Here is a 13,633-nt window from a genome sequence, read left to right on the forward strand (position 1 = left end):
ACTGCAACGAACGCGGTTCCCGGGAGTTGGCGCTATGAAATCGACAGGCAGGTCGCCGCGACAGGGAGATTCGACCGCCATGACCACCACGGGGACTCATGACATTACGCGCAGGGGCATATTGGCCGGCGGCGCCGCGAGCGTGGCGGTGACCGCGATTCCGGCGGTCGATGCCGCACCGTCGCCGGCGGCGGCGCCCAGCATGGCGACGGTCCGGCTGGACGTGAACGGAACACGGCGCACGCTGTCGCTCGACACGCGCACGACCCTGCTCGACGCGCTGCGCGAGCATCTGCAACTGACCGGCACCAAGAAGGGCTGCGACCACGGCCAGTGCGGCGCGTGCACGGTGCTGGTCGATGGGGTGCGGATCAATTCCTGCCTGACGCTGGCGGTGATGCACGACGGCGACAAGGTCACGACCATCGAGGGGCTGGGCACGCCCGGCAAGCTTCACCCGATGCAGGCGGCGTTCGTGGCACACGACGGCTATCAATGCGGCTATTGCACGCCCGGGCAGATATGCTCGGCGGTGGCGGTGCTAAACGAGATCAAGGCGGGCATCCCGAGCCACGCGAGCGTCAGCCTGACCGAACGGCCGACCGCCAGCAATGCCGAGATGCGCGAGCGGATGAGCGGCAACATCTGCCGCTGCGGCGCCTATTCCAACATTCTGGAGGCCATGACCGACGTGGCGGAGGCGCGCGCATGATCCCCTTCACCTACGAGCGCGCACGGACCCCGGCCGAGGCGGCTGCGGCTGCGGTGAAGCCGGGCGCCAAGTTCATCGCGGGCGGCACCAATTTGCTCGACCTGATGAAGCTCCAGATCGAGACGCCGCGCCACCTGATCGATGTCGGCGACCTGAAGCTCGACCGGATCGAGGCGACGCCCAAAGGCGGCCTGCGGATCGGTGCGCGGGTGACCAACACCAACCTGGCTGCCGACGCGCGCGTGCGCCGCGATTACGGCGTGCTGACCCGCGCGATCGTGGCGGGCGCCAGCGGGCAGCTGCGCAACAAGGCGACGACCGCGGGCAATCTGCTCCAGCGCACCCGCTGCCCGTATTTCTACGACACCAACATGGCGTGCAACAAACGCCGCCCGGGTTCGGGCTGTTCGGCGATCGGCGGGTACAGCCGCCAGCTGGCGATCGTCGGCGTCAGCGACGCGTGCATCGCCACCTATCCCGGCGACATGGCGGTCGCGATGCGGGTGCTGGACGCGGTGGTGGAAACGGTGAAGCCCGACGGCAGCACGCGGGCGATCCCGATCGCGGACTTCCACCGGCTGCCCGGCGACGCGCCGCATATCGACACCAATCTGGCGGCAGGCGAGCTCATCACCGCGGTGACGCTGCCCAAGCCGATCGGCGGCACCCACATCTACCGCAAGGTGCGCGACCGGGCGTCCTATGCCTATGCCTTGGTGTCGGTCGCTGGCGTGATCGGGCGCGACGGCAGCGGCCGGGTCGCGATCGGCGGGATCGCGCACAAGCCGTGGCGGGTCGAGGCGGCGGAGGCGCAATTGCCGCAGGGTGCGGCGGCGGTGACCGCGGGGCTGCTCGCGGGTGCCAAGCCGACGCACGACAATGCCTTCAAGGTGCCCCTGGTCGAGCGCACGCTGGCCGCAGTGATCGCAGAAGCGAGGACGGCATGAAGTTCGACACACCCGCCGGCGAAAACCCGATCGACCAGCTCAAGGTCATCGGCAAGCCGACCGACCGAATCGACGGCAAGTTCAAGACAACCGGCACGGCGCCTTACGCCTACGAGCGCCATGACGTCGTTGCCAAACAGGCCTACGGCTACATCGTCGGATCGGCGATCGCCAAGGGGCGGATCAACGCGGTCGACCTGGCCGAGGCGAAGGCTGCGCCGGGCGTGCTGGCGATCGTCACCGCGGACAATGCGGGCAAGTTGGTAAAAGGCGATTTCAACACCGCGCACCTGCTCGGCGGGCCCGATATCGAGCATTATCACCAGGCGGTGGCGCTCGTCGTCGCCGAGACCTTCGAGCAGGCACGTGCCGCCGCGGCGCTGGTCCGGGTCGATTACGCACGCGCCAAGGGCGGCCGCTTCGATCTGGCGACCGAGATCAAGACCGCGCCTTTGAAAGGCGACAGCAGCGGCGAAGGCAGCGCCGCGCCAGCGGTCGACCGGGTCGGCAAGTTCGAGGAGGCCTTTGCCGCCGCACCGGTGACGATCGACGCCAATTACACCACCCCCGATCACAGCCACGCGATGATGGAACCGCATGCGACGATCGCGGCGTGGTACGGCGACAGGCTGACGCTGTGGACGTCGAACCAGATGATCGCCTGGGGCAAGGGCGACGTCGCGAAAACGCTGGGCATCCCCAAGGAGAACGTCCGCCTGATCTCGCCCTATGTCGGCGGCGGCTTCGGCGGAAAGCTGTTCGTGCGTGCCGACGCGATCCTGGCGGCGCTGGGGGCGCGGGCGGCGGGGCGGCCGGTGAAGGTCGCGCTGCAACGGCCGCTGATCGCCAACAACACCACGCACCGCCCGGCAACCGTCCAGCGCATCCGCATCGGCGCGGACCGGCAGGGCAAGATCGTCGCGATCGCGCACGAGAGCGGCTCCGGCGACCTGCCCGGCGGCGGGCCCGAGACCGCGGTGTCGCAGACCCGGCTGATGTATGCGGGCGCCAACCGGCTCACCTCGATGCGGCTCGCCGTCCTCGACCTGCCCGAGGGCAATGCGATGCGCGCGCCTGGCGAAGCGCCCGGGCTCATGGCGCTCGAGATCGCGATGGACGAGATGGCGGAGAAGCTGGGGATGGACCCGGTCGCCTTCCGCATCGCCAACGACACCCAGGTCGATCCCGAGCACCCCGAACGACGCTATTCGCAGCGGCAGTTCATCGAATGCCTGAACCAGGGCGCGACCCGCTTCGGCTGGAACCGGCGCAATGCCAGGCCTGCGCAGGTGCGCGACGGCAAGTGGCTGGTGGGCATGGGCATGGCGGCGGGGTTCCGCAACAACCTGCTGACGAAGTCGGCCGCACGCGTCGGCATCGACGGCAAGGGCGTGGTGACGGTCGCGACCGACATGACCGATATCGGTACGGGCACGTACACGATCATCGCGCAGACCGCGGCCGAGACGATGGGCGTTTCGCTCGACAAGGTGGTCGTGCTGCTCGGCGATTCGGACTTTCCCGCATCGTGCGGCTCGGGGGGCCAATGGGGTGCCAACAACTCCACCGCGGGCGTGTACGCCGCGTGCATGAAGCTGCGTGAAGCCGTGGCGCAGAAGCTGGGGTTCAACTCGGCGGACGCGACCTTTGCCGACGGCAAGGTGCGCAGCGGCAATCGCACCGCCGATCTGAAGGACGCGGCCGGGCTCTTCGCGGAGGACCACATCGAATACGGCGATCTGGGCAAAAAGTATCAGCAGTCGACCTTCGCGGGGCATTTCGTCGAAGCCGCGGTGGATTCGTACACCGGCGAGACGCGCATCCGCCGCATGCTGGCGGTATGCGCGGCGGGACGTATCCTGAACCCCAAGTCGGCGCGCAGCCAGGTGATCGGCGCGATGACAATGGGCGCGGGCGCGGCGCTGATGGAGGAACTGGCGGTCGACACGCGGTTCGGCTTCTTCGTCAATCACGATCTCGCGGGCTACGAGGTGCCGGTCCATGCGGACATCCCGCACCAGGAGGTGGTCTTCCTCGACGAGGTCGATCCGATCTCTTCGCCGATGAAGGCCAAGGGCGTCGGCGAGCTCGGCATCTGCGGGGTCGGCGCGGCGATCGCCAACGCGGTCTACAACGGCACGGGCGTGCGGGTGCGCGACTATCCGATAACGCTCGACAAGCACCTGGACCGGCTGCCGCCGCTTATCTGAGCGCGTCGGTACCGATGGCGCCGATAAAGTTGCGGAGTTCGGTACGCCGCCGGTCCTCGATCGCGACGCTGTCGTCGACACCCAATCGCCAGCGGACGTCGCGGCTGTCGGGCTCGCGGTGAAGGCGGTCGAACAGCGCGGCCTGCGCCTCGACATGGTCGGGCGAGTCGACCAGCCCGGTCTCCGCCAGATCGGCGGCGTCCCGGCGCAACGCGGTCGCGATTTCGCCGGGTGCCAGCTCGGGATGATATTGCACGCCCCAGAACACGCCCTTGCCGCACCGGATTTCCGCGGCCTGCACCTGCGCCGCCCAATTGGTCGCCAGCAGCGTCGCGCCATCGGGCAAGGTCTCGACCTCGTCGCCGTGGATCGACAATGCGTCCCAAGCGGCAGGACGCCCGGCGAGCAGCGGATGATTTCTGCCCTCGGCCGTCGCGGTGATCCGCCGTACCAGACCCGCCTCGCGCCGGGTCGGCATCTTGCGCACCGTACCGCCCGCCGCCGCCGCCGCGACCTGCAGCCCGGCGCACGACCCGAAACTCGGCACGCCCGCTGCAAAGACCGCGCGCATGAACGCCAGCTGCCGCCGTGTCTCGGGCGTATCGCAATAGACGTGAAGCGGCGATCCGGAGACGAACACCGCGTCGTAGCGAAGGTCCGCACCGGTGATCTCGGGCTGGCCGGAGTCGGCCGGCGCCCTCACCTCGACGGTGCAGCCGGGTGCGATCTGCGCGAGCGTCGCGGCATAGCTCTCGCCCGCGCTTTTCCCCGCGCTGCGCCGCCGCTGCTCGCGCTCGGCCGCGGTTTCGCTGTCGGCGACCAGGAAATCGTATCTGCTGGTCATGCGGGTCCGGCCATGTGCACCGCCACGCTCTGGACCCAAGCGTGCGCCACCGCTGCCCAGTACCACCCTGCTCTCGCGCGCTCGCTCAACGCGCGGTGACCCGCCAGACCGTGTTGCCTACGTCGTCGGCGATAAGCAGCGCGCCGAAGCGGTCGACCGCCAGCCCGACCGGCCGCCCCCGGCTCTTGCCCTGCGCGCGGTCGAGAAAGCCAGTGACGACGTCCTCGACCATACCCGACGGACGACCGTTCCGGAACGGCACGAACGCCACCTTGTAGCCCGACGGCGTGTACCGGTCCCAACTGCCATGTTCGCCGATGAACGCGCCGCCGCGGTAGTGCGCAGGGAGCGTCGTGCCGGTGTAGAAGGTCAGGCCGAGCGCGGCGACATGGCTGCCGAGCGCGTAATCGGGTGGGATCGCGCGTGCGACCAGATCGGGGCGCTGCGGGCGGACACGCGGATCGAGGTGCTGCCCGTAGTAACTGTACGGCCAGCCATAGAAGCCGCCGTCCTTCACCGAGGTCAGGTAATCGGGCACCAGATGCGGGCCCAGCTCATCGCGCTCGTTGGCGACGACCCAGAGCGTGTTGGTGCGGGGGTAGAAATTGGGGCTGTTGGGGTTGCGCAAGCCCGTAGCGAACTCGCGCGACCGCCCGCTGGCGCGGTCGATCTCCCACACCGCCGCGCGGCCCTTTTCGGCCTCGAACCCGTTCTCGACGATGTTGCTGTTCGAGCCCACGGTCGCATACAGCCGTTGGCCGTCGGGGCTGACTGTCAGGCTCTTGGTCCAGTGATGGTTGATCGGCCCGCCGGGCAGCGGCGTCAGGATATGCGCCGGCCCGCTCAGCCGAGTCTGTCCGGGGGTAAACGGATAGCGGATCACCGCATCGGTGTTGGCGATGTATAGATAGCCATCGACCCACACCACGCCGAAAGGCGAGTTGAGCTTGTCGAGCAACGTCACCTGCAGCTCGGGCTTCCCGTCGCCGTCGGCATCGCGAATCAGCGTGATCCGGCTCGCCGCCTTCGGCCCGCCGGGGATCGCCGTCGCCTTGTTCTTGACCCATCCGGTGATCGGGTCCTTGGGCCGCTTCACCGGCTCGACCGGCGGCGATTTGGCCTGCACCGCCAGAATGTCGCCGTTGGGCAGGACATAGACCATGCGCGGATGGAGCAGCCCTGTCGCCAGCGCCTGGATGCGCAGGCCCGCCGCAACCGTTGGGGTCTGCCCGGCTTTCCAGCCGATCGCGGGCGAGACGTTGATGGGGGGCACGAGATACTGGTGCGGCTCGGGGAGCAGCGGGTTGGCGCCGATCTGCTTGCTCTCGTCGAATGGCGGATCGCTGCACGCGACGAGGGCGAGCGTCAGCGCAAGGGCGATGCGCGCGCGGGTCACCGGGCGAGTCAATGGGCCGGTCAATGGGCGGGTCACTGGGCCACCCCCACGCCGTGGCGATAGGTGAGCGATGCGCCCAGCCAGGCGCTGACCGCCAGGATCGCGACCACGATGCCCGACAGGACGATCCCCTGCGGCACCACAGCGGTCCAGCCGTCGCGGCTGTGGACGAAGGCGTTGAGCAAGGACAGCAGCATCGCCGCGATGTTGAGCAGCATGTGCGGCGTCGCCGGGCGCTTGGCCCGCACCCGCCGGTCGCCGAAATAGTCGATCAACCCCGCGACGGCCGCCAGCCCGCCCATCAGCAGCCCCGCCGAAATCAGCCAGATCGAGAAATACTGCCACATCAGATCGGCGGTTTGCGCATAGACGATGTCGGTGACGAAGGCGCCGACGAAGAAGGCGATCGGGAACGGCACCAGCATGGCATGGATGGGGTGGCCGAAGATGCTGGCGGTGGAACGCGGGTTGGATCGGTCGTGGTCGGCGCGCATCGGGCAGCTTTCGGGCGAGGGAGCAAGGCGCCTCTACGACCGGTTAAGGGCGATGTTCCGCATTCGGGCGTATTCAGGCCCCGCTAGAACTTCCCTTTCACGCTGAACGAGAAGATCGGGCCGATCAGCCGATTGCGGCGTTCGACGAAGGCAATGGGCGACGCGTCGCGGCGGCCTTCGTAGACGGTGCGGTCGCGCAGGCTGCGACCGTTGGTCAGATTGGTGACCTCGGCGCGCATGGTCAGGCCGAACACGTCCTTGTTCTCGACGAACAGCGAATCGAACAGTGGCCCTTCGTAGATGCGGTCGACCTGATCGAGTCGGTAGCTCGGCTGGATGTGGGTATATTCCAGGCCGCCGCCATAGGCCCAGTCGGAGCCCGGCACGTCGCGCCGAAATTCGGCGGTGACCAGCGTGTCGGTGAAGTCGCTGTACTGCCGCCGCTCGCCCGTCAGCGGATCGCGCAGCCGCGAGCGCTGGAGCAGGACGCGGGTATCGAGCTTGGCGCCCTTCCATCCCAACGGATCGAACTGGATCGTGCTCGTCCAATCGATCGCGCCTGCGCGCGCCTTTGCGACGTTGCCCACCGCCTCGCCCGCCTCGCCGATGGGAACGACGCCGACATAATCCTGGACGTCGCGGTAGATCAGGCGGACCTTGGTCGATCCCCACGCACCGAAGCGCCGGTTCGCCTCGACCTCCAGCGTCCAGTCCTGCTGCGGCACCAGCTCGGCATTGCCGCCGTTCTGGCTGCCGTTGTCGAGGAAGACGCGGCCGAGGAAGTCGTAGAACGACAGTTGCAGCACCCGCCGCCGGAGCTTGGCCGACACGTCGAACCGCGCCGACGGCTTCCACGCGAGCGACACCGAGCCCTTGGGCCGCACAAAGGTGCGCCTCGCGCCATCGACCCCGGTCTGGGCGATGGTCGACCGCTCCGCCCCGGCGACGATCTGGAGCGACAGCGTCTTGCCCAGCGGATGGCCGAAGCTGAGGAGCCCCTCGTACCGGTCCTCGTCGACCCCTCCGGTGCCGTCCGGGAACGGCAGTCCGACGAAGTCGCCCGCGCTGTCGAGGGTGAACAAGGCCGCGACATTGTCGAGCGTGTTGAACGCCGCCTCCCCCGACAGCTGCCAGTCGCCGCCGAACATCTTCCAGCTGTATTCGCCGCGTGCGATCCGCTCCTTCAGGTCGCCGGTCTGGGTGTAGCGATCGCCGACCGGGTCCGCGCCGTCGGCGAACGCCGTCGCGATGGTCTGCGCATAGGGTTCGTGGCTCCAGCGATCGAGCCCGATCAGCTTCAGCCGTCCGGGCCCGAGCGCGAATTCGACGTCGCCGCCGAACTCCCGATTCCAGCTGTCGGCCCGTTCGCGCACGGTGCGCCGCCGGTCCGGCGGTATCCGGCGCGATCCGCGTCCCCACCTCGTTATAGTGGCTGTAAATGCGCTGATATTGCGCGTTGAGCGTCGCGACAGACGATCCCGGCCCGTCGATCGTCGCGCGGCCCGACAGCTTGGGCTCGTCGTCGGTCGATCGGAACACGTCGTGGCGTCGCTCGATGACGTCGCCTGTGGGGCCATAGATCGTCGTCGGGCCCCCTGCCCCACCCGATCCGCCGCTGTTGGCGAGCCCCACCTCATATTGCACCGGTCCACGTGTGCCGCTGACCGAGACATCGCCCTGGGTCAGCACCGGATGCGTGTAATGCGCGCGCAATTCCGGGTTCCAGGCGAACTGGCCCGAAAAGGCATCCGCCTTGACGATCACGTTGGCGACCTGTCCCGACAGGCCGGGCAGGTCGAGCGTGGACCCATCGACGATTTCGATCCGCACGACATTGTCGACCGGGATGCGCGCCATCTGGGTGAAGATGTCGTCGGACTTGCTCGACAGCCGCTTGCCGTTGATCAGCACGTTGCCGCTCGCCTGCCCCAACCCGCGCAGCTGCTCGCTCTCGCGGATCGAAAAGCCCGGTATCTGGCGCAGCATGTCGAGCGCGTTCTTGGGTGCGAAGCGCGCGAAATCCGCGACGGTGTAGACCTGGCGATCCTTGACCGGAGCGGCACCGGGAGATGCGGGAACTTCGCTCGGAGCGGGTGGCGGTGCGCTGCCGGTCTTCGCCGCGTCCTGTGCAAAGGCGGGCGCGGCGAGCGTGAGCGCGACGGACAGGCAGACCCCCGCGATGGAGACGCCGCTCCAGCAGCACCTCGAGCAGCGCAGGCGCGCGGCCGGCCGCCATCCGTCGAAGAACACCCGCGCCACCCGTCGCCGTCGCCGCAGCCTATCTGCGGTCCACCCCCGGCTGATCGACCGGCACGATCGGCAGCAACACCGCGCTCGGCGTCGCGCCGCCGCGGCGCAGCGTCACCGTCGCCTTGCGATAGTCGCCCGGTTTGGCGAAAAAGATGTTGGGCACATAGGTCTGCGGGTTGCGGTCGTAGAGCGGGAACAGGCTGGACTGGACCTGCACCATGATCCGGTGGCCGGGCTGGAACACATGGTTCACCGTCGGCAACCGGAAGCGGTAGCGCTGGACCTTGCCCGCGGGGATCGCGCTCGGCCGCTCGAAGCTGTCGCGGTAGCGGCCGCGGAAGATGTCGAGGCTGATCGGCAGCTGATAGCCGCCCATCTTCGGATCGGTCGCGTTCTCGGGCGGCATTACGTCGATGACCTTGACGACGAAATCGCCGTCGGTGCCGGTGGTCGCGGCATAGATGTCCGCCATCGGCGCACCCGATACCCGCACTGCCTTGGTCAGCACGGGCGTCGAATAGGTCATCACGTCGGGACGGCCGTCGGCAGCGCGCTGGTCGCTGACCAGCCAGTCGCCCCAGCGCCCGTCCTCGAAATTCACCGGTCTCGGCAGGTGCGGCACCGGCTTCGCAGGGTCCGACACATAACTGTCGCCCCCGGCCGCACCCTTGTCATAGCCCAGCGCGCCGTCGGCTTCGAGATAGACCGGAGTCAACGGCGCCGCGCAGCCCGTCGCGCACGCCAGCGGCCAGTTCGCCAGCCGGTCCCAATGGTTCTCGCCGGTGTTGTAGATCGCCGCCGCGGGCAGGTTCGCGGGCGCACCGTCTTTCAGATACTGGTCGAAGAACGGCAGCACCATCTGCTCCCGGAATTGCGCCGCGGTGTCGCCGTTCCACTGGAAGGGCCCGAGACTGCGCCCCTCACGGTTGACCTGGCTGTGCCGCCACGGGCCCATGACGAGGTGGTTGTTGCCGAGCTTCCCCTTGGCCTTCAGCGTCTCCCACGAGGTGATCGCGCCGTACATGTCCTCCTGGTCCCACAGCCCCTGCTCCCAGAGCGTCGGCACGTTGGACGGATTGGCGGCGAGCAATTTGTCGAGCGCCTGCCCCTGCCAGAACGAATCGTACGCCGGATGCGCCGACATCCGTTTCCAATAGGGCAACTGGTCGTAGCCCGATTTCTTTGCCCAATCGCCCGCGGAGCCGATCTCGCGGAAATTGTCGTAATCGTCCCAGCCGCCGGTCGGCGGTGCTTTGCCCTCGCCTTTGTACCCGGTCTGGCTCCCCAGCCAGGCGATGTTGGCGAGGCGGAAGGCGCCGTAATGGAACCAGTCGTCGCCCATCCACCCGTCGATCATCGGACTCTCGGGCGCCGCGACCTTCAGCGCGGGATGCGGGTTCAGCAGCGCCATGACGACGGTGAAGCCTTCGTACGACGACCCGATCATGCCCACCCGCCCGTTCGATTCGGGCAGGTTCGCCTTGTTCACCAGCCAGTCGATCGTGTCGTAGGCGTCGGTGACATGGTCGACCTTGGTCGGGTTGAGCGCGCCGATCACCGGGCGAGTGACGACGTAATCGCCCTCAGATCCGTATTTTCCGCGGATGTCCTGGTAGACGCGGATGTAGCCGCCCTTCACGAAGATCTCGTCGGCCAGCGGCAGCGTGGCCAGCATCGACGAACTGTCGCTGCGATTGGCGCGGGCCTTGGCGTTGTAGGGGGTGCGGGTCAGCACGATCGGGGCATTGCGGGCGCCCTTGGGCACGACGATGACGGTATAGAGCCGCGTCCCGTCGCGCATCGGCACCATCGCCTCGCGCTTGTCGTAATCCTGGTCGGCCCTGGGCGGCGTGAACTTCGCCGGGATATCCCCCGCGCCCGCCTCGGCGCGCACGCCAGCATCCTTCGGCGCATTGGCGGGCTGTTGCTGGGCATGAACCACAGAAGACAGCAGCGCGGCGGACGACAGCAGGATAAGACAACGACGCATGGGAGTCTCCGGGAGGTGCGTGCACACGCTACCCGTCCTGCTCGCGCTCGCAAGCCCCATGATGATCGAGCGATGTGGCGGAGAGGGTGGGATTCGAACCCACGGTACCCGTGAGGGCACGCCGCATTTCGAGTGCGGTACATTCGACCACTCTGCCACCTCTCCGCGAGGTCGTACGCACAACGTCGTGGACGCCGGGCCGGTCAGGGGCGCGCCTCTAACCCAGCGTCGCGGCGACCGCAAGCATGCTTGTGCGCCGCCGCGAACGCACTAGATTGGGGCCATGCCACGCCACGACCTGCCCGACTCCCACATCGCCGACCCCAAGGCTCCGCCGATCGCGCACGCGCGCTTCTCGATCGGCGAAGTGGTGCGCCACCGGATGTTCGACTTCCGCGGCGTGATCTTCGACGTCGATCCCGTCTTCGCCAACAGCGAGGAATGGTATGCCGCGATCCCCGAAGGCATCCGCCCGCGCAAGGACCAGCCCTTCTACCACCTGCTCGCCGAGAACATGGAGTCGACATACGTCGCCTATGTCAGCCAGCAGAACCTGGTGCCCGACGACACCGACGAGCCGGTCGACCATCCCGCCATCTCCGGGCTGTTCAAGGCCTATGCCGACGGGCGATACGAACTGAAGCGCGAACATCGCCACTGACGTGCTTCCAGGTTGACACGCGGACGCGTGTTGCCTAGCTGGCACCTCTTTCCCGGCAGGCGTGCGCCTGGCGGGTCTTGAGCTTTTAGAAAAGAGACTTTTAGCCATGTTCGCTATCGTGCGCACAGGCGGCAAGCAGTACCGCGTCGCCGCCGGAGACAAGATCGTCATCGACAAGATCGATGGCGATGCAGGCGCGTCGGTGACGCTGGGCGACGTCCTGATGGCGGGCGAAGGCTCCGAACTACAGGACGTAGCAGGGTTCACCGTTGCCGCCGAGATCATCGCGCAGGCCAAGGCGGACAAGGTCATCGTCTTCAAGAAGCGCCGCCGTCACAATTATCGCCGCCGCAACGGCCACCGCCAGCAGCACACGATCCTCAAGATCGTGTCGGTCGGCGGTCATACCGCGAAGCAGTCTGAGGGCGAAACCGCCCCGGCCGTGCAGGCGTAAGGGAGCTATTCGATATGGCACATAAGAAAGCAGGCGGCTCGTCGCGTAACGGTCGCGATTCGGCCGGGCGTCGTTTGGGCGTGAAGAAGTTCGGTGGTCAGGAAGCGATCGCGGGCAACATCCTCGTGCGTCAGCGCGGCACCAAATTCTATCCCGGCGCGGGCGTCGGCATCGGCACCGACCATACGCTGTTCGCGCTGGTCGACGGTCGAGTCGCGTTCAAGCAGGGTAAGCTCGGCCGCAAATTCTGTTTCATCGAGCAGACCATGCCGATGGCGGACGCCGCCGAATAACGGGCAACCGGCCGGGTTGCCCACCAGGGTGACCCGGGTTCCGCATCGGAACCAGCTTCAAAGGGAGACGGGTCACCCCGGCTCCCTTTTTTCATGCTCCCTCACCTGCGTTGTCGCGAGCGCGTCATTCGGACGTGCAACTGCGCCGACGCGACGCGAGAGGAGAGACGCGGATGTTCGCGCGCACGAAGAGATTGACGCTCCGCCCTGCTTGGCCGGAGGACGCCCCCGCCATCGCCGCGGGAATCGCCCACGAGCCGGTCGTGCGAATGCTGGCGCGTGTGCCCCAGCCTTACACGCTGGCCGATGCGGAGGCGTTCGTCGCGCGGCCGCGCGGTGCCGAGGAGCCGGTGTTCGCGATCGAGACTCACGACGACGGCCTGCCCAGGTTGATCGGCGGGATCGGCATCCATCCCGAGGACGATGGCCTGCAACTCGGCTATTGGATCGCCCCCGAGGCCTGGGGCCGCGGCTATGCGACGGAAGCCGGCCATGCGGTAATCGCGATGGCGCGCCAAGCGCTGCCGGTCCGGCGACTGACCGCCTGGCATTTCGTCGACAATCCGGCGTCCGGGCGGGTGCTGACCAAGCTGGGATTCCGGCCGACCGGCGAAGTGACCGCAAGGCGCTCGGCCGGGCGCGGGCGCGAAGCGGCGGCGACGGGGTACGCGCTGGATCTCGGAGAAGACCGAACGGTGCCGCTCCCGATCGCGGCCTGATCGGCGAGCGTTGCATTCACCGCGAAACCCGCCAAACAGGCGCGGAACAACTCAGGTGTCGCTTACCCCCGTGTCGCTCCCCCGCCGCCGCCTGTCGCCCGAGCAATCGCGCGATGCCGCCCTCGATGCCGCTCGCGCGCTGCTGATCGAGGACGGCCCGCCCGCCGTCACGCTGAAGGCGGTGGCGGCGCGGGTCGGGCGGACTCACGCCAACCTGCTGCATCATTTCGGCTCGGCGGCGGGGCTGCACAAGGCGCTGATCGCCAGCATGACGCAGGCGGTGGTCGGCCACATCAAGCAGGCCGCGCTGCGCGCGCGCGCGGGCGACCAGGACCCGCGCGAGGTCGTCGAGATGACCTTCGACGCATTCGGCAGCGGCGGCGCGGGGGCACTGGCGAGCTGGATGATCCTCTCGGGCGACGAGGACGCGCTCGATCCGATCCTGACCGCGATCCACGATCTGGTCGACGACCTGGCAGGGGGGCACGCGGAAACCGCCCTTCCCTTGCACGAGGAGACGTTGCAGCTCGTGCTGATGGCATTGGGCGACGCGCTGCTCGGCGGACCGATGGCCAAGGCGCTGGGCTTGCCGCGCGAGAAGGCGCGCGAACTGGCGACACGGGCGTTGCTGGCGTCACGGGCGCCATCGGCGTAGGGCATTCC

13 protein-coding genes, 1 tRNA gene and 1 pseudogene are annotated in these 13,633 nt (G+C 67.9%); 8 read left to right on the forward strand and 7 right to left on the reverse strand.

Annotated elements, in window-relative coordinates:
* Nucleotides 1-79: 79 nt before the first annotated feature.
* The 3 genes from paoA to paoC are packed head-to-tail and all read left to right on the forward strand — an operon-like array spanning nt 80 to nt 3,869.
* Complete coding sequence (gene paoA, locus ACE5C1_RS06655; protein ID WP_374943274.1) at nt 80-712, forward strand: aldehyde dehydrogenase iron-sulfur subunit PaoA; 633 nt, start codon at nt 80-82, stop codon at nt 710-712.
* On the forward strand, nt 709-1,659 hold the full coding sequence (locus ACE5C1_RS06660) for an FAD binding domain-containing protein (protein WP_374943275.1): 951 nt from the start codon (nt 709-711) through the stop codon (nt 1,657-1,659). The genes paoA and ACE5C1_RS06660 overlap by 4 nt, the downstream gene beginning before the upstream one ends.
* The gene (paoC, locus tag ACE5C1_RS06665) at nt 1,656-3,869 is read left to right on the forward strand and encodes an aldehyde oxidoreductase molybdenum-binding subunit PaoC (RefSeq protein WP_374943276.1); all 2,214 of its coding nucleotides are present in this window, start codon (nt 1,656-1,658) and stop codon (nt 3,867-3,869) included. The genes ACE5C1_RS06660 and paoC overlap by 4 nt, the downstream gene beginning before the upstream one ends.
* Here paoC and ACE5C1_RS06670 read toward each other — a convergent pair.
* The 7 genes and pseudogenes from ACE5C1_RS06670 to ACE5C1_RS06700 form a co-directional block, all read right to left on the reverse strand.
* Nucleotides 3,862-4,713 (reverse strand): type 1 glutamine amidotransferase, encoded by an 852-nt coding sequence (locus ACE5C1_RS06670; protein ID WP_374943277.1) that lies wholly within the window; start codon nt 4,711-4,713, stop codon nt 3,862-3,864. The two genes, paoC and ACE5C1_RS06670, sit on opposite strands and share 8 nt — an antisense overlap.
* An 85-nt stretch (nt 4,714-4,798) precedes the next feature.
* Nucleotides 4,799-6,145, reverse strand: a complete 1,347-nt coding sequence (locus tag ACE5C1_RS06675; RefSeq protein WP_374943278.1) for a PQQ-dependent sugar dehydrogenase — start codon at nt 6,143-6,145, stop codon at nt 4,799-4,801.
* Nucleotides 6,142-6,603 carry a DUF2231 domain-containing protein gene (locus ACE5C1_RS06680; RefSeq protein WP_374943279.1) on the reverse strand — a complete coding sequence of 154 codons (462 nt, stop codon included), beginning with the start codon at nt 6,601-6,603 and terminating at the stop codon, nt 6,142-6,144. Before ACE5C1_RS06680 ends, ACE5C1_RS06675 begins: the two co-directional genes overlap by 4 nt.
* Before the next feature lie 83 nt (nt 6,604-6,686).
* A complete protein-coding gene (locus ACE5C1_RS06685; RefSeq protein WP_374943280.1) occupies nt 6,687-7,976 on the reverse strand; it encodes a hypothetical protein in 1,290 nt (429 codons plus the stop codon).
* 487 nt (nt 7,977-8,463) lie between these two features.
* Nucleotides 8,464-8,589 (reverse strand): annotated as a pseudogene (locus tag ACE5C1_RS06690) (hypothetical protein); the annotation flags it as partial.
* 292 nt (nt 8,590-8,881) lie between these two features.
* A complete protein-coding gene (locus ACE5C1_RS06695; protein WP_374943281.1) occupies nt 8,882-10,843 on the reverse strand; it encodes a CocE/NonD family hydrolase in 1,962 nt (653 codons plus the stop codon).
* 75 nt (nt 10,844-10,918) lie between these two features.
* A tRNA-Ser gene (locus tag ACE5C1_RS06700) sits at nt 10,919-11,008 on the reverse strand.
* A gap of 118 nt (nt 11,009-11,126) precedes the next feature.
* On the opposite strand from ACE5C1_RS06700, the gene hspQ reads away from it, so the two are divergent.
* The 5 genes from hspQ (at nt 11,127) to ACE5C1_RS06725 (ending at nt 13,625) form a co-directional block, all read left to right on the forward strand.
* Nucleotides 11,127-11,504: a heat shock protein HspQ gene (hspQ, locus tag ACE5C1_RS06705; RefSeq protein WP_374943282.1), complete on the forward strand. Its 378-nt coding sequence runs from the start codon at nt 11,127-11,129 to the stop codon at nt 11,502-11,504.
* Between the two features lie 106 nt (nt 11,505-11,610).
* The gene (gene rplU, locus ACE5C1_RS06710) at nt 11,611-11,958 is read left to right on the forward strand and encodes a 50S ribosomal protein L21 (RefSeq protein ID WP_374943355.1); all 348 of its coding nucleotides are present in this window, start codon (nt 11,611-11,613) and stop codon (nt 11,956-11,958) included.
* A 14-nt stretch (nt 11,959-11,972) separates the two neighbouring features.
* Complete coding sequence (rpmA, locus tag ACE5C1_RS06715; RefSeq protein ID WP_374943283.1) at nt 11,973-12,251, forward strand: 50S ribosomal protein L27; 279 nt, start codon at nt 11,973-11,975, stop codon at nt 12,249-12,251.
* A 173-nt stretch (nt 12,252-12,424) separates the two neighbouring features.
* Entirely contained in the window at nt 12,425-12,970 is a 546-nt protein-coding gene (locus tag ACE5C1_RS06720) for a GNAT family N-acetyltransferase (protein WP_374943284.1), read from the forward strand.
* Nucleotides 12,971-13,025: 55 nt separating this feature from the next.
* Entirely contained in the window at nt 13,026-13,625 is a 600-nt protein-coding gene (locus ACE5C1_RS06725; RefSeq protein ID WP_374943285.1) for a TetR/AcrR family transcriptional regulator, read from the forward strand.
* Nucleotides 13,626-13,633 lie beyond the last annotated feature (8 nt).

This window comes from Sphingomonas sp. (assembly GCF_964263785.1).
Taxonomy (GTDB): Bacteria; Pseudomonadota; Alphaproteobacteria; order Sphingomonadales; family Sphingomonadaceae; genus Sphingomonas.